The sequence below is a fragment of the Brachybacterium horti genome (assembly GCF_054777615.1).
This window is the reverse complement of the sequence record NZ_BAAHAM010000001.1, coordinates 33618-55382: the sequence shown is the minus strand read 5'-3', so window position 1 is coordinate 55382 and position 21765 is coordinate 33618. Positions and strand designations below refer to the sequence as shown.

Genomic DNA, 21765 nt, shown 5'->3' with positions numbered 1-21765 from the left:
GTTCGGCGCCGCGTGGTGGCAGGGTGGGTCCCATGAAGATCACGATCGTCGGAGGACATGGCAAGGTCGCGCTGCTCGCGGAGCCGCTGCTCGCGAAGGCCGGCCACGAGGTGAGCGCGGTGATCCGCAACCCGGAGCATCGCGCCGAGATCGAGGAGGCGGGCGCGACGCCCGTCGTCGCGGACGTCGAGACGCTCGACGACGCCGGCTGGGACGCGCTGCTCGCCGGCAGCGACGCCGTCGTGTGGTCCGCGGGCGCCGGCGGCGGCGCCCCTGAGCGCACGTACCGCGTGGATCGCGACGCGGCCATCGCCTCCATGGAGGCAGCGGGGCGCCAGGGCGCCCGCCGCTACGTCATGGTCAGCTACTTCGGGGCCGGCCCCGATCACGGCGTGGACCCCGAGGACGGCTTCTTCGCCTACGCCGAGTCCAAGGCCGCGGCGGATCAGCACCTCCAGGGCACCGACCTCGACTGGACGATCCTCGGACCCAGCGGTCTCACCCTCGAGGAGCCCACCGGCCGCATCGACACGCAGGCCGCCGAGGGTCACACCGTGAGCCGCGCCGACGTCGCCGCCGTCATCGCCGAGGTCGTGGACCGCGAGGACACCCACGGCCGCTTCATCGCCTTCAACTCGGGCGAGACGCCGATCGCGGAGGCCGTCGGCCGCTCCTGAGTCCACCCGCACAGGAGAGAGGGCCCCGCACCGGACGGTGCGGGGCCCTCTCCCTGCGCTCAGGGCTCCGGGCTCAGTGGTCGGTGCGCGGGGCGGCCCCCGCCGCCTCGTCGGCGCCCGCCGCGCCGTGCTCGGACGATCCGCCGTGCTCCTTCTTCCCGAAGGGCAGCACGTGCAGCACCGCGACGATGATCGCGCCCCACACGAGCCCCAGCACGAAGCTGAAGAACGTGTTGACCAGCCAGGCGAGCGCCGCGCCCACGCCCGGGACGCCCGCGACGGCCTCCTCGAGGTGGTGGACCAGGCCGTAGGGCTGGGCGAGGCCGAAGGTGTGCAGGCCCTCGAGGATGATGTGGCCGCCCACCCACAGCATCGCGACCATGCCGACGTAGCTGATGACGGTCATGACCACGGGCATCGCCGTGACGAGCGCCTGGCCCAGCTTCTGGCTGCCCTTCCGCTCGCGACGGGACAGGGCCAGGCCCACGTCGTCCATCTTCACGAGCAGCGCGACCGCGCCGTAGACGGCGATCGTCATGAGGATGCCGACGCTCGCGAGGATGATCGCGCGCATCCAGACCGAGTCCGCGTCGATCGAGTTCATGGAGATGACCATGATCTCCGCGGAGAGGATGAGGTCCGTGCGCACGGCGCCGGAGACGATCCCCTTCTCCGAGTCCGCCCCCTTCGCCGCCGCGGGCTCCTCCTCGTGCTCGGCCCCGGAGACGAGCTCCCAGACCTTCTCCGCGCCCTCGAAGCACAGGTAGGTGCCGCCGATCATGAGGATCGGCGTGAGCGCCCACGGCGCGAGCCACGAGAGCAGCAGCGCGATCGGCAGGATGATCACGAGCTTGTTGATGAACGAGCCCCGGGCGATCCGCCAGATGATCGGCAGCTCGCGGGAGGGGTTCAGCCCCTTCACGTACTGCGGGGTGACGGCGGCGTCGTCGATCACCACGCCGGCCGCCTTCGCGGACGCCTTCGCGCTCGCGGCGGCGACGTCGTCGGTGCTCGCGGCCGCCATCTTCGCGATCGCGGCCACGTCGTCGAGCAGTGCTGCCAGGCCTCCGGCCATGCGGGTCCCCCTCAGGAGTCGTCGGGCGCCGGCCCTGCAGGTCGCGGCGGCGGCTCAGGGCCACAGCGTAGTCGGTCGCCCGGCCCTAGGCTGGTCCGCGCTGCGCGCCGCCGGCGACGCAGGAGCGACGAGGAGCAGGAGGAGCGGGAGCCGATGCGGAGATGGTCCGGGGTCGTGTCCCTCGCGGTGGGGATCTTCGTGCTCATCACGATCGAGGAGCTGCCGATCGGCGTGCTCTCCGTGATGTCCGCGGAGCTCGGGATCCCCGAGGGCGTCGCCGGGCTCGCGGTCACCGTGCCCGGCCTCGTCGCGGCCGCGACCTCCGTGACGACCCCCGTCCTCGTGCGGGGCCTGGACCGCCGGCTCGTGCTCGTCATCGCGCTGCTCTGCGTCGCGGCCTCCTCGCTGCTGACCGTCCTCGCCCCGGGCTTCGCCGTGGTGCTCGCGGCGCGGGTCCTCGCCGGGGTGTCGATCGGCCTGTACTGGGCGGTGCTGCCGATCGTCGCCGTGGGCCAGGTGGACCCCTCCCGGCACGCGACCGCCCTCACCCTCGCCTTCAGCGGCACCGGCGGCGCGCTCGTGCTCGGCGTGCCGCTCGCCACCTGGATCGGCACGCACCTGGGCTGGCGGGAGGCCTTCGCGGTGGTCGGCGCCGCGGCGCTCGTGATGGCGCTGCTCGTCGCGGTGCTCGTGCGGCCCGTGCGGGCGGCCGTCCCGGTGACCCCGGCGATGATGTGCGAGGCCGCGCGGGGACGCGGGGTGCGCCACGCCGTCGGCCTCACGCTCCTGCTGATCGTCGCCCAGTTCGTCACCTACAGCTATGTGAGCCCGCTGCTGCAGGAGGCGGGGGTGCCGCTCGGGCGCACGGGCCTGCTCCTGCTGCTCTTCGGGATCGCGGGGATGGTCGGGAACGTCGCGATCGCCCCGGTGATCCGTCGTCGCGGCGCCCCGACGGCCGTGCTCGTCGTCGCCGCAGGGCTCACGCTCTCCCTGCTCGCGGTCGCGCTGCTGCTGCGCAGCCCCCTCGCGGCCACGCTCCTGCTGCCCGCCTGGGGGCTCTTCGCCGGCGCCGCCTCCGTCACCATCCAGTCCTTCGTGGACTCCGAGGCCGGCGCGCACGTCGAGGAGGGCACGGCGCTGAACAGCGCCGCCTTCAACGTCTCGATCGCGCTCGGCGCGGCCCTCGGCGGGATCCTCCTGGAGACCGCGGGCCGCGGCGGCATGCTCGCCCTCTCGGTGCTCCTCGGCGCCGCGGGCACCGCGCTCGTGGCCCGCTACCGGGCCCGGCCCGGACCCCGCACGGCCTAGAGCACCCGGAATCCCGACGGGGGAGCGGCGTGCGGGGACCGCTCCGTCACCTCGGTGCGCTCGACCCGCGCCGACGACGGCCCGTGGCCGAGCCAGTCCACGAGCGACGCGACCTCGGCGGCCGGCCCCTCGACGTCGGCCTCGACGGTGCCGTCGAGCAGGTTCCGCACCGTCCCTGCGACGCCGAGGCGCTCCGCCTCCTGCGCGGTTGCCCAGCGGAAGCCGACGCCCTGCACCCGGCCGTGCACCCGCACGACCCGGCGCAGGGCGTCGTCACCGCTCATTCGTTGTCGCCGCCGGTGTCCGCGATGGTGCCCTTCCCGGCGTCGGCCTCGTCGGCGTTGTCGTCCCACTGCCAGCCGGCGACCTCGGGGAGGTCCTCCCCGTGGGCGTAGGCGTGGGCCCGGGCGCGGATGCGCTCGTCCGCCATCCGCTGGCGCAGCCCGGCGGAACGGGTGCCCAGGCCGTCCACGCGGTCGATCACGTCCATCACCAGGTGGAAGCGGTCGGTGTCGTTGCGCATGAGCATGTCGAAGGGCGTGGTGGTGGTGCCCTCCTCCTTGTAGCCGCGCACGTGGATCCGGCCGTTCCGGTCGTGGCGGTAGGCGAGGCGGTGGATGAGCCAGGGATAGCCGTGGTAGGCGAACACGACGGGCACGTCCTGCCCGAAGATCCCGTCGAAGTCCTTCTCGGAGAGCCCGTGCGGGTGCTCGGAGTCGTCCTGCAGGCGCATGAGGTCCACGACGTTGACCACCCTCACCTTCAGCTCGGGCATCTCCTCGCGCAGGATCCGCGCGGCCGCGAGCACCTCGATGGTGGGGATGTCCCCGGCGCACGCGAGCACCACGTCCGGCTCCTCGCCCTCGACCTCGGTGCCCGCCCAGTCCCAGATGCCCAGGCCGCGCGTGCAGTGCAGCACGGCCTCCTCCATCGTGAGCCAGTTCGGGTTCGGCTGCTTCCCGGCCACCACCACGTTCACGTACTGACGCGAGCGCAGGCAGTGGTCGTAGGTGGACAGCAGCGTGTTGGCGTCCGGCGGCAGGTACACCCGCACGATCTCCGCCTTCTTGTTGACCATGTGGTCGATGAAGCCGGGATCCTGGTGGCTGAAGCCGTTGTGGTCCTGCCGCCACACGTGCGAGCTGAGCAGGTAGTTCAACGAGGCCAGCGGCCGGCGCCACTCGATCTCGTTGGTGACCTTGAGCCACTTCGCATGCTGGTTCACCATCGAGTCGACGATGTGGATGAACGCCTCGTAGGAGGAGAACAGGCCGTGGCGCCCGGTGAGCAGGTAGCCCTCGAGCCATCCCTGGCACTGGTGCTCGGAGAGCATCTCCATCACGCGGCCGCTGCGCGCCAGGTGCTCCTCGAGGTCCTCGGGCACGAAGTCCGCGTTCCACTGCTTGTCCGTCACGTCGTAGACGGCCTGCAGACGGTTCGAGGCGGTCTCGTCGGGACCGAAGATCCGGAAGTTGTCCGGGTTCTGCGCCACCACGTCCCGCAGCCAGTCGCCGAGCACACGGGTGGGCTCGGAGATGCTGCCGCCCGGGTGGGGGACGTCCACCGCATAGTCCTGGAAGGCCGGCAGACGCAGGGCGCGCAGCACCGCGCCGCCGTTGGTGATGGGGTTGGCGGACATCCGGTGCGTCCCCGTCGGCGCCGCCGCGGCGATCTCCGGTCGCAGGGCGCCGTCCTCGTCGAACAGCTCCTCCGCCCGGTAGGAGCGGAGCCAGGCGTCGAGGTCCGCGAGGTGCTCGTCGGTGTCGCGGGCGCTCGCGAGCGGCACCTGGTGCGAGCGCCAGGACCCCTCGGTCTTCTTCCCGTCGATCTGCTTCGGGCCGGTCCAGCCCTTGGGGGTGCGGAAGACGATCATCGGCCACGCGGGGCGCTCGTACTCCCGCCCGGCCTCCGCCGCCGCGGCGGCCTCCGCCTTGATCGCGGCGACCCGGTCCAGCACCTCGTCCAGCAGGGCGGCGAAGCGGGCGTGGGTCTCGAGCGGGTCCTCGTCGTCGAACCCGCCGGTGAACACGAACGGCTCGTGCCCGTAGCCGCGCATGAGCGCCTCGAGCTCCGCGTCCCCGATCCGAGCCAGCACGGTCGGGTTGGCGATCTTGTAGCCGTTCAGGTGCAGGATCGGCAGCACGACCCCGTCGGAGTGAGGGTTGACGAACTTGTTCGAGTGCCACGAGGTGGCCATCGGACCGGTCTCCGCCTCGCCGTCGCCCACCACGGTGAAGGCGATCTGGTCGGGGTTGTCGAACATCGCGCCGTAGGCGTGCGAGAGGGCATAGCCCAGCTCGCCGCCCTCGTGGATCGAGCCCGGCGTCTCCGGTGCCACGTGGGAGGGGATCCCGCCCGGGAAGGAGAACTGCGTGAACAGGCGCTTGAGCCCGGCCTCGTCCTGCGTGATCGCCGGGTACGTCTGCGTGTAGGTGCCCTCGAGGTAGCTCGCCGCCACCAGCCCCGGGCCGCCGTGACCGGGGCCGGTCACGAAGATCGCGTTGAGGTCGCGCTGCGCGATCGCCCGGTTCGCATGGGCGTAGAGGAAGGTCAGGCCCGGGGTGGTGCCCCAGTGACCCAGCAGGCGCGGCTTCACGTGGTCCCGGGTGAGGGGGGTGCGCAGCAACGGGTTGTCCATGAGGTAGATCTGCCCCACGGAGAGGTAGTTCGCGGCGCGCCACCAGGCGTGGAGAGCGGTCAGCTCCTCCGTCGAGGGTGCGTGGGACGGAGAGTTCGGCCAGACGGTAGCGGTGTTCATGGTGCCTTCCTGGAGCCGGGGACCGGAAGCGGGCGGGAAGCGCCCGCGTCGCCAACGCTACGGCTCGCGGACGGTGCCGGGGAAGGCCTTCGGTCCCGGCGCCCTCGCCGCTCAGCGCGGGGCGATGACCGGCTCGCCGTCGGCCCCGCGGTGCATGACCTCCTGGCCGGACTGCCACACGCGCAGGGTCCGGTTCCGGACGTCGAGCGGATCGCCCTCCCAGAGCACGAGGTCCGCCTCCTTGCCCACCTCGAGGCTGCCCACGCGGTCGTCGATCCCGAGCACCCGCGCGGGGTGCAGGGTGATCGCGGCGAGGGCGTCCGCGGGGTCCATGCCGTGCTTGACGGCGAGCGCCGCCTGGTGGACGAGGAACTCGATCGGCACCACCGGGTGGTCGGTGATGATCGAGACCTCCACCCCGGCGCGGGTGAGGATCCCCGGCGCGGCGGGGGTGCGGCGGCGCACCTCGACCTTCGAGCGGGAGACGATCAGCGGTCCGTACAGCACGGGCACCCCGGCGGCGGCGACCCGGTCGGCGATGAGGTGGGACTCGGTGCCGTGGTCGAGCACGAGGTCGTAGCCGAACTCCTCGGCCAGGCGCAGCGCGGTGGCGATGTCGTCGGCCCGGTGGCAGTGCTGGCGCCACGGGATCTCGCGGGCCAGCACCTTCGCGAGCGCCGCGGAGACGAGGTCCACGTCCCGCTCCTCGGGGTCCTCCGCGGCCCACGCGCGGGCCTTCGCGAGCGCCGTGCGGATCGTCAGCGCGACCCCGAGCCGGGTCGAGGGGGTCTGCTTCTTCTCGCCGTACACCCGCTTGGGGTTCTCGCCGAGCGCCGCCTTCAGCCCCGAGGGCTCGCGCAGCACCATCTCGTCCACGACCCGGCCGTGGGTGCGCAGCGCGACCGCGAGCCCGCCGATGGGGTTGCCCGAGCCGGGGTTGACGTTCACGGCGGTGACGCCGCCGATGATCGCGTCGTCGAAGCCGAGGTCCAGCGGGTTGATCGCGTCGATCGCGCGGGCCGCGGCCATGACCGGGTCGGTCATCTCGTTGGTGTCCTCGCCGGCCCAGCCCTCGCCCTCCTCGTGAACGCCGAGGTGCACGTGCGCGTCCACGAGCCCCGGGGTGAGCCAGGCACCGCCCGCGTCCACGACCTCCGCGCCGCGGGGGACCTCCACCGCGGGGCCGACGCCGGAGATCCGACCGTCCTCGATGACCACCGTCCCCTCGACGGCGGGGGACGAGACGGGCAGGACGTGGGCGTTCGTGATCGCGAGGGTGCTCATGGGCGCACCCTTCCGCGCGGTCGGGGCCCGGTCAAGCCGGGACGGGGGCCGTGACTAGAGTGTGCCCATGTCAGCGAAGAAGCAGAAGGACACGCAGGACACCCCGCGTGGCGTGCTCATCGAGCCGAGCTGGACGGGCACCGTCCGCGACATCGACCCGCGCTCCACCCCGGGCTTCGACGGGAGGAAGAAGGACGGGCAGGAGCGGCTCGCGGCGCTCGTCGCCCCGATCGACGAGCTCCAGGAGCGGCTCTACGCCCAGTCCCGCGCGACCGGCGAGGGACCCTCGGTCCTGCTCGTCGTGCAGGGCATGGACACCTCCGGCAAGGGCGGCATCATGCGCCACGTGGTCGGCGGCGTGGACCCGCAGGGCGTGCAGATCACCGGCTTCAAGGCCCCCACCCGGGCGGAGAAGCGCCACGACTTCCTCTGGCGCATCCGCAAGCGCGTGCCCGGCCCCGGCATGATCGGTGTCTTCGACCGCTCCCACTACGAGGACGTGCTCATCCATCGCGTGCACGGCTGGGCCGACGGCAACGAGATCCGTCACCGGTACGCCGCGATCAACGCCTTCGAGAAGGAGCTCGTCGAGGCCGGGACGACGGTCGTCAAGGTCATGCTCCACCTCTCCTACGCGGAGCAGGGCGAGCGGCTCATGGAACGGCTCGAGCGCCCGGACAAGCACTGGAAGTACAACCCCGGCGACGTCGACGAGCGGCTGCGCTGGGAGGAGTACATGGATGCCTACGACAAGGCGCTCGCGGCGACCTCCACCGAGGCGGCCCCCTGGCACGTGGTCCCCGCGGACCGCAAGTGGTACGCCCGGATCGCCGTGCAGCAGCTGCTGCTCGACGCGCTGCAGGGGATCGACCCGCAGTGGCCCGCGGCGGACTTCGACATCCGCGGCGAGCTCGAGCGGCTCACGGCGACCCTCGACTGACGGGGCCGGGCAGGGCGAGCGCGGAGCCGGCTTGAGGTTCCCCCGCACGGGGGCGAGGATGGGGGCATGGCTTCCATCACCTTCAAGAACTCCCCCGTGACCACCGTCGGCGAGCTCCCCGCCGTCGGCTCCGCCCTGCCCGCCTTCGAGCTCGTGGGCCAGGACCTCGCCTCCGTCTCGAGCGCGGACCTCGCCGGCAAGCGCATCGTGCTGAACATCTTCCCGTCGCTCGACACCGACACCTGCGCGCTGTCCGTGCGCGCCTTCAACGAGATCGCCGCGGGCCTGGAGAACACGGTCGTGGTCTGCGTCTCGAAGGACCTCCCCTTCGCGCAGGCCCGCTTCTGCGGCGCCGAGGGCATCGAGAACGTCGTCACCGGCTCCGCCTTCCGCTCCTCCTTCGGCGAGGACTTCGGCGTCACCATGCAGGACGGCCCGCTCGCCGGCCTGCTCTCCCGCGCGGTCGTCATCGCCGACGCCGACGGCACCGTCACCTACACCGAGCAGGTGGCCGAGGTTTCCGAGGAGCCCGACTACGAGGCCGCGAAGGCTGCCCTGGCCTGACATGGAGATCGACCTGGAGCGCGTGCACGACGTGCTCGACGACGACGGCTCGGTCGACGGGCAGCTGCGGGTGCTCGTCGACCGGCTGTGGCCGCGCGGGGTGAAGAAGGAGCGCCTGGCGCACGACGAGTGGGACAAGGACGCGGCCCCCTCGACGGACCTGCGCCGCGCCTTCCACTCCGGCGAGCTCGACGTCGAGGAGTTCGCCGCGCGGTACCGGCGCGAGCTCGACCGGAGCGGCGCCGCCGCTGACCTGCTCGAGCGCGCGCGGAGCGCCGGTGTCTCCAGGATCACGCTGCTGTACGCGGCGAAGGACGTGGAGAAGAACCACGCGCAGGTGCTGCGCCAGGCGCTCCTCGACGCCGAGCGCGGCGAGGACGGCTGAGAGATCGGTCCGCGCAGGGGACCGGGACCTCGGTCCATCGACTCTCCCGCGCACCCTCCTACCGTGGAGGTGCCACGGCGTCCCGCCGCCGCGGTCCCCCGGAAGAGATCAGGAAGGACCACCCATGACCGAGGACGTCTCCGCGGCGCGGCCCCTGCAGCCCGGTCTCGACACCGCCCGTCGCCTGAGCCCCGAGCACGAGGAGATCGTTCGCGCGACGCTCCCCGCCGTCGGCGCGAACATCGCCGAGATCGCCGCGACCTTCTACCGCCTCATGTTCGCGGCCCGGCCCGAGCTTCTCGCCGACACCTTCAACCGCGGGAACCAGGCGCAGGGTGCCCAGCAGAAGGCGCTCGCCGCCTCCGTCGCGAGCTACGCGACGATCCTCGTGGCCCCCGAGGGGCCGAGCCCGAGCGAGATGCTCGGCCGCATCGGCCACAAGCACGCCTCCCTCGGCATCGTCGAGGACCAGTACGGCATCGTCCACGAGCACCTCATGGCCGCTATCGGTGAGGTCCTCGGTGAGGCCGTCACCGAGCCCGTCGCCGCGGCCTGGTCCGCCGTCTACTGGCACATGGCCGAGACCCTCATCTCCTTCGAGAAGGACCTCTACGCCGCTGCCGGCGTCGAGCCCGGCGACGTGTTCCGGGAGGCCGTCGTGGCGGCGCGCGTCGAGGAGAGCAGCGACGTCGCGAGCTTCGAGCTGATCTCCCCGGCCGGCGGCGCACCGCTGCCGGACTTCGTGCCCGGGCAGTACGTCACCGTCGGGGTGCGCCTGCCCGACGGGGCCCGCCAGCTGCGCCAGTACTCCCTCTCCGACGTCCCCGGCGGTGGCCGCTGGCGGATCTCCGTGCGCCGTGTCGACGCGGTCGACGCCGACCCCCGCGGTGAGGTCTCCACCTGGCTGCACGAGAACGTGGCCGTCGGTGACCGCCTCCAGGTCACCCTGCCGTTCGGCGATCTCGCCCTGGACACGGACTCCGACGCCCCGGTGGTGCTAGTCTCCGCTGGCATCGGGGCGACCCCGATCCTCGGAATGCTCCGGTACCTGGCCGTGCACCAGCGCGGACGCCGTGCGATCGTCCTGCACGCCGACGCGGACGCCCGCGACGCGGCTCTCGTCGACGAGCTCGCTCGCACCGTCGCCGGTCTGCCGCACTACACGACCTCCCAGCTCGACCTCTGGTTCGCCGCGGGCTCCGCTGAGCACGTGCCCGGCGGCGCCCCGGATCCCCGGATCACCGTGCACGAGGGCCGCATGGCGCTCGCCGGCGTGCCGCTGCCCGAGGACGCCGAGATCTACCTCTGCGGCGGAAGCGGGTTCCTGAAGGATCTGCGTGACCAGCTGCGCGCGGCCGGGGCCGACGAGGAGCGGGTGCACTTCGAGCTGTTCTCCCCGAACGACTGGCTGCTGCCGGCCTGAGGACGCCCCGGTGCCCGCCCCGACCCCCGGTGCGGGCACCGCATCCGTCCACGCGGGACGCGTGAGAGCGCCCGTCACGCCCGGCGGTAGGGTCGTCCCTCGTGGATCCCCTCTCCCTGCTCGTCCTGCTGATCATGGGCACCCTCGCGGGCGCCATCAACGCGGCCGTGGGCTCGGGGTCCCTGCTGACCCTCCCCGTGCTGCTGGCCCTCGGGATCCCGCCGGGCACGGCCGTGCGCACCAACACGATCGGCATCCTCTTCTCGACGATCGGCTCGGTCACCGGGTACCGCCGCGAGATCGCCGCCGAGGGCCGCGCCCTGATCCCGCTGATCGTCACGACGGCCGTGCTCGCCGCGACCGGCTCCGTGCTGCTGCTGCTCTCGCCCTCGGACGCGCTCGACGTGGTGGTGCCCGTCCTCATCGTCGTCGCCCTTCTCATGGTGGTCTTCCAGAAGCGGGTCACGCGCGCGATCAGCGCCCGGCGTGAGCGGCGTGCGGCGGTCGCCCCCGCCGCCGCCCGTGCTGCCAGCGCCGCGGAGCAGAGCCCGTACCGCTCCCCGGCGCTGCTCGCCGCGATGGGCGGTGCCTCCGTCTACGGCGGCTACTTCACCGCCGCCCAGGGCATCCTCTACCTCGGCGTGCTCGGCGCCTTCACGGGCAGGCCGATGGGCAGGGTCAACCACGTGAAGAACCTCGCGAGCCTCGTCGTCAACGGCGCGGCCGCGACCGTCTACCTCGTGGCGCACGTCGTGCTCGGCGTGGAGATCGTCTGGATCGCGACCGCCGCGATCGCCGTGGGCGCCCTGCTGGGCGGCTACTTCGGGGCGCACCTGGCCAAGAAGCTGCCCGAGGGCGTGCTGCGCGGGATCATCGTCCTCGTCGCGATCGTGGCCCTCGTGCGGCAGGTGCTCTGAGCCCCGAGCCCGCCCCGGCGGCGGCGCTCACCGAAGGAAGGGCAGGACCTCCGCCAGCACGGGCTCCGCGGGGCTGAGCGTGCCGCCGTGGGTGCGGCCCGGCAGCTCCACGAAGCGGGCCCCGGGGATCACCGCGGCGGCCTCCCGGGACTCCTCGCAGCGCGGGTGGTCGTCCCCGCCGGCAATCCACAGCGACGGGACCGCGAGCGCACGCAGGTCCTCCTCGGGGATCGCGGGGGTCGCATCGGTCGCGGCGAGCAGGGCCGCCATCGCGGAGGGGTCCGCGGCGAGGAAGGCCGCGCGCGTCGCCGCCTCCCGGCGGGAGGTGACCTCGGGGCCCAGGCCCTGCTCGGCGCAGAACTCCTCCATGCCGTGCTCGCGCACCGAGTCGATCACTCCCGGGTAGAACACCTGATCGACGGCGCCGTGCTGGGCGGCGGCGCTCCCGCCGAGGCTCACCAGGCGGGTCACCCGTTCCGGGTGGCGCAGCGCCGCGGTGAGCGCGACCCTCGCGCCGAGCGAGTAGCCCACGAGCGCGGCACGGTCGGTCCTCTCCGCATCGAGCACGGCGATGAGGTCGGCGACGAAGGCGTCCTGGGTGTACGCGGCGGGATCGTCGGGCTTCCCGGAGCGGCCGTGGCCGCGCAGGTCCACCCGGATCACCCGGTGCTCCGCCGCGAGCGGGGCGAGGTAGCCGAGCCCGCGCCAGATCGCGCGGGAGAGCACCGATCCGTGCAGCAGCACCACGGGCGATCCCACGCCGGTCACGTCGTAGCGCAGGTCGATGCCGTCGACGGGGGAGGGGATGACGGGCACGGAGGATCCTTCCGGGACGGACCTGCCGGCCGGCCCGAGGGGGCCGGCCGGCAGGCGCTGAGGGGAGCGGGCGGTCAGAGGGCCGCGGCGATCTCCTCGAGGATGCGGTTGAAGGTCGCCGAGGGGCGCATGACGGCCGCGGCCTTCTCGGGGTCCGGGCGGTAGTAGCCGCCGATGTCCGCGGGGGAGCCCTGCACGGCGAGCAGCTCCGCGGCGATGGTCTCCTCGCCCTCGGTGAGCTCCTTCGCGATCGGCACGAAGGCCGCCTGCAGCTCCTTGTCCTCGCTCTGCTGGGCGAGCTCCTGCGCCCAGTGCAGGGCGAGGTAGAAGTGGCTGCCGCGGTTGTCGATCGTGCCGAGCTTGCGCTGCGGCGACTGATCGGCGTTCAGCAGCGTCTCGGTCGCCCGGTCCAGGGCGTCCGCGAGCACCGCCGCGCGCGGGTTCTCCGCCGTGCGGGAGAGGTGGCGCAGGGACTCCGCGAGGGCGAGGAACTCGCCGAGGCTGTCCCAGCGCAGGTAGTTCTCCTCGACGAGCTGCTGCACGTGCTTGGGCGCGGAGCCGCCCGCACCGGTCTCGAAGAGTCCGCCGCCGGCCATGAGCGGCACCACGGAGAGCATCTTGGCGCTCGTGCCGAGCTCCATGATCGGGAAGAGGTCCGTGAGGTAGTCGCGCAGCACGTTGCCGGTCACCGAGATCGTGTCCTCGCCGCGGCGCACGCGCTCCAGGGTGTGCCGGGTCGCCTCGACCGGGTTCAGGATCCGGATGTCGAGGCCCTCGGTGTCCTCCTCGGCGAGGTACGCCTCGACCTTCGCGATGAGGTTGCGGTCATGGGCGCGGGACTCGTCGAGCCAGAACACGGCCGGCATGCCGGAGAGCCGCGAGCGGCGCACGGCGAGCTGGACCCAGTCGCGGATCGGGGCGTCCTTCGCCTGGCAGGCGCGGAAGATGTCCCCGGCCTCGACGTCGTGGCTCATGAGCACGGCGCCGGAGGCGTCGCGCACCTCGACCTTCCCGGCGGCGTCGAGCTCGAAGGTCTTGTCGTGGGAGCCGTACTCCTCGGCCTTCTGCGCCATGAGGCCCACGTTGGGGACGGTGCCCATGGTGGTCGGGTCGAAGGCGCCGTTGGCCTGGCAGTCCTCGATCGTCGCCTGGTAGACGCCCGCGTATGAGGAGTCGGGGATGACGGCGAGGGTGTCCTGCTCGGCGTCGTCCGCGTTCCACATGTGGCCCGAGGTGCGGATCATCGCGGGCATGGAGGCGTCGACGATGACGTCGGAGGGGACGTGGAGGTTGGTGATGCCCTTGGCGGAGTTCACCATGGCGAGGGCGGGGCCGTCGGCGAGGTCCTGCGCGACGGCGGCCTTGACGCCCTCGCGCGTCGCCTCGTCGAGCGCCTCCACGCCGGAGAGGATGCCGGCGAGGCCGTTGTTGGCGGAGAGCCCGGCCTCGGCGAGCACGTCGCCGTACTGCGTGAAGAGCGTCGGGAAGAAGGCGCGGACGACGTGCCCGAAGATGATCGGGTCGGAGACCTTCATCATCGTGGCCTTGAGGTGCACGGAGAACAGCACGCCGTCGGCCTTCGCGGCGGCGATCTGCTCCTGGAGGAAGGCGTCGAGCGCGGCGGCGTGCAGGACGGTCGAGTCGACGACCTCGCCGGCGAGCACGGGCAGCTCCGCCTTGAGGACGGTCTCGGCGCCGTCGGCGGCCACGTGGACGATCGAGAGGGTGTCCTCCTCCTCGAGGACCACGGACTGCTCGGAGTCGCGGAAGTCCTGGCCGTCCATCGTGGCGACGCGCGTGCGGGAGTCCGCGCTCCAGGCGCCCATGCGGTGGGGGTGGGTCCTCGCGAAGTTCTTCACGGCGAGCGGGGCGCGGCGGTCGGAATTCCCCTCGCGCAGCACCGGGTTCACGGCGGAGCCCTTGACCGCGTCGTAGCGGGCGCGGGCGTCCTTCTCTGCGTCGGTCTCGGGGTTGTCCGGGTAGTCGGGGAGGTCGATCCCCTGGCCCTGCAGCTCGGCGATCGCTGCCTTCAGCTGCGGCACCGAGGCGGAGATGTTGGGCAGCTTGATGATGTTCGCCTCGGGGGACTTCGCGAGGTCGCCGAGCTCGGCGAGGGCGTCCGCCTCCCGCTGGTCCTCGGGCAGGAGGTCGCCGAAGGCCGCGACGATGCGGCCCGCGAGCGAGATGTCCCGGGTGGCGACGTCGATCCCGGCGGTGGTGGAGAACGCCTCGAGGATCGGCAGGAACGACGCCGTCGCCAGCATCGGCGCCTCGTCGGTGTGGGTGTAGATGATGCGCGCCATGGTGTCGGGGGGCTCCCTCGGGTCGACGTGGCAGATGTCTTGACGTCAAGACTAATAGACGGCGCCTGGGCGGGGCCTCGGCGCCCGTCGGTCCGGACATGCCCACGGTACGGGAGCGGAGGAGCGTGCGGGAGGGCTCGGCCGGGACCGAGGGCCGGGCTCCCCGGTCCGGCACCGGGCGCCGCTCCTAGACTGGTCCGCATGCCTGATCCCGCTCCCTTCCTCTCCGTCCTCGACCTGCGCGAGCGCAGCCTCAGCGCCGCGGAGCTCAGCGCCGCGCTGCCCCGCGCCGAGCTCGACGTCGAGGCCGCCGCCGCGGCGGTGCGTCCCGTCGTCGAGGACGTCGCCGCCCGTGGCGCCGCCGCGGTGCTCGACGCCTCCGAGCGCTTCGACGGGATCCGGCCGGAGCATCTGCGCGTGCCCGCCGCCGCGATCGAGCAGGCCCTCGCGGAGCTCGACCCGGCGATCCGCACCGCCCTCGAGGAGTCCATCGCGCGCGTGCGAGCCGTGGACTCCGCCCAGCTCCGGCCCGACGAGCGCGTCGAGGTGGTGCCCGGCGGCACCGTCACCCAGCGCTGGGTCCCCGTGCGGCGCGTGGGGCTCTACGTGCCGGGCGGCCGCGCCGTGCTCCCGAGCTCCGTGATCATGAACGTGGTCCCGGCGCAGGTCGCCGGGGTGCGGCAGATCGTCCTCGCCTCCCCGCCGCAGAAGGAGCGCGGGGGCCTCCCGGACCCCACGATCCTCGCGGCGTGTGCGCTGCTCGGCGTCACCGAGGTGATCGCCGCGGGCGGCGCGCAGGCGATCGCCCTGCTCGCCCACGGCGCGGTGGACCTCGGCGACGGCCGCGGCCTCGACGCGGTGGACATGATCACCGGTCCCGGCAACGTCTACGTCGCCGCCGCGAAGCGCCTCGTGCGCGGCCGCGTCGGGATCGACGCGGAGGCCGGCCCCACGGAGATCGCGATCCTCGCGGACGCCGAGGCGCACCCGGCCTATGTCGCCGCGGACCTCATCTCCCAGGCCGAGCACGACCCGATGGCAGCGAGCGTGCTCGTCACCGATGCGCCGGAGCTCGTCGACGCCGTCGAGGCGGAGCTCGCCGTGCAGGTCCCGCAGGCCCCGCGCGCCGATCTGATCGCCGAGGCGCTGCGCGGCGAGCAGAGCGGCGTCGTGCTCGTGCGGGACGTCGAGCAGGGGATCGAGGTCGTCGACTCCTACGGCGCCGAGCACCTCGAGATCCAGACCGCGGAGGCCGCCGAGGTCGCCGCCCGGGTCACGAACGCGGGCGCCGTGTTCGTGGGCCCGCACGCGCCGGTGAGCCTCGGCGACTACGCGGCCGGCTCCAACCACGTGCTGCCCACGGGCGGCAGCGCGCGGTTCGGCGGCGGGCTCGGCGTGCAGACCTTCCTGCGCGGGATCCACGTCGTCGACTACGACGAGGCCGCGCTGAAGAGCGCCCGGCAGGCCGCGACCACGCTCGCCGCCGCCGAGGGGCTGCCCGCGCACGGGCGCGCGATCGACATCCGCTTCGAGCGCTGAGCAGGGCGGGGGCCGAGACGCCCTCGCCGCTCCGGAGCGGTCCGGAGAATTCGGACACCTGACGCCGGGCCGGGAAGTTGTGGGCTCCCCGGCCCTGCGCTCACGTTGTCGCGTGATGTAAGCGCTTCCATACGTGGGGCGCCGGCGCTGCGGGCCCCTCCCGACGGCGCCCCGGACGAAGGAGTCACCATGGATCACCTCTCCCGCCGCGTGTTCACCGGCCTCGGTATCACCGCCACCGCCGCCCTCGCCGCCTCCTGCGGCCGGCCCGACGCCGGCACCTCCACCGGCGCCTCCGCGAGCGCCGAGCCCCTCGCCGACGGTCCCGCGACCGGCAGCCTCACCGTCTGGGCCATGGGCGCCGAAGGCGAGAAGCTCCCCGAGCTCCTGAAGGGCTTCCAGGAGCAGAACCCCGACGTCACCGTCGAGGTCACCCCCGTCCCCTGGGACAGCGCGCACGACAAGTTCACCTCCGCGATCGCCGCCGGCACCGCCCCCGACGTCGCCCAGGTGGGCTCCACCTGGATGGCCGAGTTCGTGGGCCTGGACGCCCTCGAGCCCACCCCCTCCCAGATCGCGACCGACGACTACTTCGCCGGCGCGCTCGACTCCGTCACCGTCGACGGCACCGTCTACGGGGTGCCCTGGTACGTCGAGACCCGCGTCGTCTTCTACCGCAAGGACCTCGCCGAGAAGGCCGGCATCACCGAGCCGCCCACCGACTGGGAGGGCCTGCTCGCCCTCGCCCAGGCCTTCCAGCAGAAGGCCGACGCCACCTGGGGCATCTCCCTCCAGCCCGGCGGCCAGGGCTCCTGGCAGACCCTCATGCCGCTCATCTGGTCGAACGGCGGCGACGTCGTCGACGAGGCCGGCATCGCCTTCACCTTCGAGTCCGCCCCCAACGAGGAGGCGCTCGCCTACTACCAGTCCTACTTCACCGGGAAGGTCGCCAACCCCGCCCCGGCGGACGGCGTCACCGAGCAGGACTTCGTCTCCGGCGCGGTCCCCATGTTCATCTCCGGCCCGTGGATGATGAGCGCCGTCGAGGCGCTCGGCGGGGACGGCTTCGCCGACAAGTACGGCGTCTTCGTCATGCCGCAGAAGGAGACCAGCGCGAGCTTCCTCGGCGGCGCGAACCTCGGCGTCTTCCATGGCACGAAGAACCGCGACGCCGCCTGGAAGCTGGTCCAGCACCTCTCCACCCCCGAGGTGCAGGTCGAGTGGTTCGGCCTCTCCACCGACCTCCCCTCCCTCCAGAAGGGCTGGGAGGACAAGACCGTCGCCGCGAACGAGAAGTTCGAGGTGTTCCGGAAGCAGCTCGACACCGCCCTCGCCCCGCCCGTCATCGGCACCTGGGAGCAGGTCGCCGCGAAGTTCGACGCGCAGATCGAGGAGGTCTGCAAGAACGGCCTCGCCCCCGCGGACGCCCTGGCGACCACCCAGTCCGAGGCCCAGGGCATCGGCACCGGGGCCTGAGATGACGAGCTCCACCGCGCCGGCGCCGGCCCCCGCCTCCGCCCGCCGCCGCTCGCGCCGCGGCGGTGCGGAGGCCCGGGCCGGGCTCCTGCTGGCCCTGCCCTTCGTGGTCCTCTTCCTCGTGTTCACCGCCTGGCCGGTGCTGCAGTCGATGATCATGTCCTTCACGGACATGCGGATCTCCGACATCCGCAGCCCCTTCGCCGTGAACTTCGTGGGCCTGCAGAACTACCTCACCGCCTTCGAGGACCCGGTGTTCCGCCGCGCGGCCCTCAACACCGGCGTGTTCGTGCTGCTCGGTATGCCGCTGACGATCATCGCCGGGCTCGCCGCCGCGATCGCCCTGGACAAGGGCGTCGGGAAGCTCCGGGCCGTGTTCCGGGTCGGCTTCTACACCCCGGTCATCACCTCGATCGTCGCCGTCGCCGTGGTCTGGCGCTTCCTGCTCCAGCCCGAGAACGGCCTCGTCAACACCGTGCTCGGCTGGGTCGGGATCGACGGCCTGCACTGGCTCGGCGACCAGCGCACCGCGCTGCTCTCGCTCGTGATCATGGCGGTGTGGCGCAACTTCGGCACCTCGATGGTCATCTTCCTCGCGGGCCTGCAGGCCGTGGACCGCCAGCTCCACGAGGCCGCCGCGCTCGACGGCGCGAACGCCTGGCAGCGCTTCCGCAGCATCACGGTCCCCTCGATCCGCCCCACGCTGCTGTTCGTGCTCGTGACGACCTCGATCGGCTACCTGCAGTTCTTCGAGGAGCCCTTCGTCATGACGAACGGCGGGCCGCTCAACTCGACGATCTCTGCCTCGATGTACACCTACAGCCAGTTCGGCTTCGGCAACTACGGGGTCGCGGGCGCCATGGCGTACCTGACCTTCCTCGTCATCGCGATCGTCACCCTCGTCCAGTTCCGCCTCATGAGGGAGAAGTGATGATCGAACGTCGCCGCCCCGTCCTGACGTACATCGTCCTCACCGTCTTCCTGCTCCTGGTCATCACGCCCTTCGTGTGGATGATCCTCGGCAGCCTCAAGACCCAGGGGGAGCTGCTGCGCACCCCGCCCACCTGGTGGCCCGAGCAGCCCACGCTGGACAACTTCCGCCGCCTGTTCGAGCGGCCCTTCGGGCGCTACTTCACCAACTCCGCCGTCGTCGCCGTGGTCGTCACCGCCGGCAACCTCGTGCTCAGCTCGATGTTCGGCTACGCCCTCGCGCACCTGCGCTTCCCGGGCAAGAGGATCCTCTTCGGCATCGTGCTCGCGTGCCTCATGATCCCCGGGCTCGTCACCTTCATCCCGCAGTACGTGCTCGTGGTGAACATGGGGCTCGCCAACACGATCCCCGCGCTGATCCTGCCGTTCCTCGTGCAGCCCTTCAGCGTGTTCCTCATGCGCCAGTTCTTCCTCGGCATCCCGCGCGAGCTGCTCGAGGCGGGACGGATCGACGGCGTGGGGGAGATCGCGATCTTCTTCCGGATCTACCTCCCGCTCGCGGGCCCCGCCTTCGCGACCCTCGGGATCCTCACCTTCCTGGGCTCCTGGAACAACTTCCTGTGGCCCCTCGTGGTCTCCTCCTCGGAGAGCACGTACACCCTGCCCGTCGCCCTCGCCCTCATCTCGACCGGCCAGAACGAGACGGACTACGGACTGCTGCTCGCGGGCGCCACGCTCATCGTGCTGCCGATCCTCGTGGTCTTCCTCTTCTTCCAGCGCCACTTCATTCAGGGCATCGCCACGACCGGCATCAAGTGACCCCCCGGGGCCCACGGGGAGCCCCCCCCGTCTGCCCCGGTCGTCGGCCCCCGGCCGGCACCCGGTCGCCCGCCCCCGGGCGACCGTCCACCCCCTCCGGCAGCAGGACCCGCCGGTGCACCATCCCCCCCAGACGACGACGTCGAAGGAGCACCCCGTGCACGCCGCATCCCCCCGCCCCGACCGCCGCCCCGCCTTCCCCTGGCAGGGCACCGACCGCGCCGCGCCCGGACCGGGCCGCTCCGAGCGCGCCCACGCCGCCCCCGGGCGCCTCACCCGCCGGGGCATGCTCGGCGCCGTCCCGCTGCTCGGCGCCGGGGGAGCCCTCGCCGCCGGTGCGCCCGCCTCGGCCGCTCCCCCCGCACCCGCGGCGCCCGCCGCCCCCGGCGCGGAGGAGCGCGAGCGGACCCTGCGCCGCTGGGCCGCGGACACCTGGCGCTCCCTCGACGCCATGACCCACCCCGGCACCGGCCTCGCCGCGGACAACATCGGCGCGGACCTCGCCACCCGCTCCGGCTACACCTCGCCCACGAACATCGGCGGCCTGCTGTGGTCCACGCTCGTGGCCCGCGAGCTGGGCCTCATCACCCCCGGCGAGTCCCGCCGCCGCGTCGCCCGCACGCTGCGCACCCTCGCCGCCATGGAGCGCCACGAGCCGTCGGGCATGTACGTCAACTGGTACGACGAGGCCGACGGGTCGATCCTGCGCACCTGGCCCGGCTCCGGCGACGTGGTCGTCCCCTTCGTCTCGAGCGTCGACATGGGCTGGCTGGGAGCCGCCCTTCACGTCGTCGCCGAGGCGGACCCCTCGAACCGTCGCGCCGCCCGCGCGCTCACCGACGCCATGCGCTGGGACGTGTTCCTGGACCGCGAGGTCGAGGCGCAGCCCGGGCAGGTCGTCGGCGGGTTCTGGCTCGAGGACCCGTCCCGGGACGGCGTCATCGCCTCCGCCCCCTGGAACGGCGTGGGCGGCGAGGACGTCTGGTACCACGCGACCCACCACTACGACACGGCCGTCTCCGAGGCACGCATGGTCACCTACCTCGGGATCGCCGCGGGGCAGTTCCCCGCCGGCGTCTACTTCACGACCTTCCGCACCTTCCCGCCCGACTGGACCTGGCCCGAGACGGCGCCGGTCGGGGAGTGGGCCACGTACGAGGGCGTCGACGTCTTCGAGGGCGCGCACCCCTACCGCGGCATGCACGTCGTGCCCGGCTGGGGCGGCTCCATGTTCGAGGAGCTCATGCCGGACCTCTTCGTCCCGGAGGCGGAGTGGGCCCCGGACAGCTGGGGCGTGAACCACCCGCTCCACGTGCGCGCCCAGCGCGAGCACGGGCTCGACGAGGCCGGCTACGGCTACTGGGGCTTCTCCCCGAGCTCCGACTCGCACGCCGGGTACCGCGAATACGGCGTCGACGCGCTCGGGCTGAACCCCACCGGCTACTTCTCCGACGCCGCCGGCACCGACTGGCACGCCGGCGAGGACTATCCCCGCGGCCTCGACGGGGTCGTCACCCCGCACGCCGCGGCACTCGCCCTCCAGTACGAGCCCGAGGCCGCCTTCGCGAACCTCTCCCGGATCGAGACGGACCTCGGCGCCTACGGGGAGGGCGGCTTCCACGACGCCGTCGCCGTGGGCACGGGCGTGCGCGCGGAGCGGCACCTCTCCCTGGACCAGTCGATGATCATGGGGGCGCTGGGCAACGTGCTGCTCGGCGGGATCCTCCACGACTGGTTCGGGACACCCGCCGTCGAGGAGGCGCTGCGACCCGTCATCGCGCAGGAGCGCTTCGGCGCAGCGGGCTGACCTCGCCCCGCTGTGGGGTCGTGGCGCCTCTCAGCCGCCGAGGACCCGCAGGTCGATCGTGATCCGCCGCGCCGCGCCGTCCTCCCGGCGGTCGACGGTGAGCAGGACGCGGTCGCCCTGCGCGGGCCGGCTCGCCGCGACCTCCTCCGGCGGGAGGTGCAGCGGCGGTCCGGTGACGGAGGCCGGATCGACGTCCACGACCCAGCGGTGGCACCGCCACGGCGGGCCGGGGGTGCCGTGCGGGGCGGCCTCGTGCTCGCCCTCGTCCACCTCCTCGGGGGACAGGGCGCGATCGCGGCGCGTGTCGCCGGTGTCGACGCAGAACTCGCCGTGCAGCACGGGGCGCCTCAGGCGGTGGGCTCGGGCTCCACGGGGGCGGGGCGGCGCTCGGCGCGGGTCGCCCACAGGGCGACGGCGCGCCAGCCGAGCATGAGCACCCCGGTGAACACGGCGGAGACGATCACGAAGGACACCTCGGTGCCCGCCCCGAAGAGGGTGCGCACGGCCATCGCGGTGACGATCGTGATCGCCCAGATCAGCACGCCGTGCGGCCACAGCCGGAACGGGTGCCGCCAGGCCCGCAGCACGAGGTGCCCCAGCAGGGTGCCCAGCGCGTAGGGCCAGCCCACCTGGGCGATGTTCTCCATGGAGAGCGAGAGGTCGTGCTGGAACAGACCGATCGCCACGAACAGCAGGATCACGAGGAGATCGGCCACCAGGGCACCGAAGGAGCGGAACATCCCC

At 72.8% G+C, this 21765-nt stretch carries 20 protein-coding genes; 12 read left to right on the top strand and 8 right to left on the bottom strand.

Translation table 11 applies throughout. The features are described 5' to 3' along the window. Positions 1–32: 32 nt before the first annotated feature. A complete protein-coding gene (locus ACYVAP_RS00265; RefSeq protein ID WP_498859063.1) occupies positions 33–677 on the top strand; it encodes an SDR family oxidoreductase in 645 nt (214 codons plus the stop codon). Between the two features lie 73 nt (positions 678–750). Here ACYVAP_RS00265 and ACYVAP_RS00260 read toward each other — a convergent pair whose 3' ends face one another. Next, positions 751–1752, bottom strand: coding sequence for a DUF808 domain-containing protein (locus ACYVAP_RS00260; protein ID WP_498859062.1), 1002 nt, complete (start codon positions 1750–1752; stop codon positions 751–753). Between the two features lie 153 nt (positions 1753–1905). On the opposite strand from ACYVAP_RS00260, the gene ACYVAP_RS00255 reads away from it, so the two are divergent. Continuing rightward, positions 1906–3060 carry an MFS transporter gene (locus ACYVAP_RS00255; protein WP_498859061.1) on the top strand — a complete coding sequence of 385 codons (1155 nt, stop codon included), beginning with the start codon at positions 1906–1908 and terminating at the stop codon, positions 3058–3060. Here the strand turns inward: ACYVAP_RS00255 and ACYVAP_RS00250 are convergent. From ACYVAP_RS00250 to ACYVAP_RS00240, 3 genes are all read right to left on the bottom strand, one after another. Further along, entirely contained in the window at positions 3057–3344 is a 288-nt protein-coding gene (locus ACYVAP_RS00250) for an acylphosphatase (protein WP_498859060.1), read from the bottom strand. The two genes, ACYVAP_RS00255 and ACYVAP_RS00250, sit on opposite strands and share 4 nt — an antisense overlap. Further along, complete coding sequence (locus ACYVAP_RS00245) at positions 3341–5818, bottom strand: phosphoketolase family protein (protein ID WP_498859059.1); 2478 nt, start codon at positions 5816–5818, stop codon at positions 3341–3343. The genes ACYVAP_RS00250 and ACYVAP_RS00245 overlap by 4 nt, the downstream gene beginning before the upstream one ends. 111 nt (positions 5819–5929) lie before the next feature. Further along, a complete protein-coding gene (locus ACYVAP_RS00240) occupies positions 5930–7102 on the bottom strand; it encodes an amidohydrolase (RefSeq protein ID WP_264449835.1) in 1173 nt (390 codons plus the stop codon). A 67-nt stretch (positions 7103–7169) separates the two neighbouring features. Here ACYVAP_RS00240 and ACYVAP_RS00235 point away from each other — a divergent pair, with 67 nt between their 5' ends. From ACYVAP_RS00235 to ACYVAP_RS00215, 5 genes are all read left to right on the top strand, one after another. After that, positions 7170–8042 carry a polyphosphate kinase 2 family protein gene (locus ACYVAP_RS00235; RefSeq protein WP_264449834.1) on the top strand — a complete coding sequence of 291 codons (873 nt, stop codon included), beginning with the start codon at positions 7170–7172 and terminating at the stop codon, positions 8040–8042. 66 nt (positions 8043–8108) lie between these two features. Beyond that, on the top strand, positions 8109–8606 hold the full coding sequence (gene tpx / locus ACYVAP_RS00230) for a thiol peroxidase (protein ID WP_498859058.1): 498 nt from the start codon (positions 8109–8111) through the stop codon (positions 8604–8606). Position 8607: 1 nt separating this feature from the next. Further along, on the top strand, positions 8608–8991 hold the full coding sequence (locus tag ACYVAP_RS00225) for a DUF488 domain-containing protein (RefSeq protein WP_498859057.1): 384 nt from the start codon (positions 8608–8610) through the stop codon (positions 8989–8991). A 124-nt stretch (positions 8992–9115) separates the two neighbouring features. After that, on the top strand, positions 9116–10414 hold the full coding sequence (locus ACYVAP_RS00220) for an NO-inducible flavohemoprotein (protein WP_498859056.1): 1299 nt from the start codon (positions 9116–9118) through the stop codon (positions 10412–10414). A 101-nt stretch (positions 10415–10515) separates the two neighbouring features. Then, on the top strand, positions 10516–11331 hold the full coding sequence (locus ACYVAP_RS00215) for a sulfite exporter TauE/SafE family protein (protein ID WP_498859055.1): 816 nt from the start codon (positions 10516–10518) through the stop codon (positions 11329–11331). Between the two features lie 27 nt (positions 11332–11358). On the opposite strand, the gene ACYVAP_RS00210 is transcribed toward ACYVAP_RS00215, so the two are convergent. Beyond that, the gene (locus ACYVAP_RS00210) at positions 11359–12147 is read right to left on the bottom strand and encodes an alpha/beta fold hydrolase (protein WP_498859054.1); all 789 of its coding nucleotides are present in this window, start codon (positions 12145–12147) and stop codon (positions 11359–11361) included. 74 nt (positions 12148–12221) lie between these two features. Then, positions 12222–14450 carry an NADP-dependent isocitrate dehydrogenase gene (locus tag ACYVAP_RS00205; protein ID WP_498859053.1) on the bottom strand — a complete coding sequence of 743 codons (2229 nt, stop codon included), beginning with the start codon at positions 14448–14450 and terminating at the stop codon, positions 12222–12224. Between the two features lie 201 nt (positions 14451–14651). Here ACYVAP_RS00205 and hisD point away from each other — a divergent pair, with 201 nt between their 5' ends. From hisD to ACYVAP_RS00180, 5 genes are all read left to right on the top strand, one after another. Beyond that, a complete protein-coding gene (gene hisD, locus ACYVAP_RS00200) occupies positions 14652–15989 on the top strand; it encodes a histidinol dehydrogenase (protein ID WP_498859052.1) in 1338 nt (445 codons plus the stop codon). A gap of 189 nt (positions 15990–16178) precedes the next feature. Further along, a complete protein-coding gene (locus ACYVAP_RS00195) occupies positions 16179–17465 on the top strand; it encodes a sugar ABC transporter substrate-binding protein (RefSeq protein ID WP_498859051.1) in 1287 nt (428 codons plus the stop codon). A 1-nt stretch (position 17466) separates the two neighbouring features. After that, on the top strand, positions 17467–18396 hold the full coding sequence (locus ACYVAP_RS00190; protein ID WP_498859050.1) for a carbohydrate ABC transporter permease: 930 nt from the start codon (positions 17467–17469) through the stop codon (positions 18394–18396). Beyond that, complete coding sequence (locus ACYVAP_RS00185) at positions 18396–19214, top strand: carbohydrate ABC transporter permease (protein WP_137770267.1); 819 nt, start codon at positions 18396–18398, stop codon at positions 19212–19214. The genes ACYVAP_RS00190 and ACYVAP_RS00185 overlap by 1 nt, the downstream gene beginning before the upstream one ends. Positions 19215–19500: 286 nt before the next feature. Beyond that, positions 19501–21021, top strand: a complete 1521-nt coding sequence (locus tag ACYVAP_RS00180; RefSeq protein ID WP_498859842.1) for a glucoamylase family protein — start codon at positions 19501–19503, stop codon at positions 21019–21021. Positions 21022–21051: 30 nt separating this feature from the next. Here the strand turns inward: ACYVAP_RS00180 and ACYVAP_RS00175 are convergent, their stop codons facing one another. Together ACYVAP_RS00175 and ACYVAP_RS00170 are read right to left on the bottom strand one after the other, a co-directional pair. Next, positions 21052–21360, bottom strand: coding sequence for a hypothetical protein (locus ACYVAP_RS00175; RefSeq protein WP_498859049.1), 309 nt, complete (start codon positions 21358–21360; stop codon positions 21052–21054). Between the two features lie 8 nt (positions 21361–21368). Beyond that, complete coding sequence (locus ACYVAP_RS00170; RefSeq protein WP_259362485.1) at positions 21369–21761, bottom strand: DUF3054 domain-containing protein; 393 nt, start codon at positions 21759–21761, stop codon at positions 21369–21371. Positions 21762–21765 lie beyond the last annotated feature (4 nt).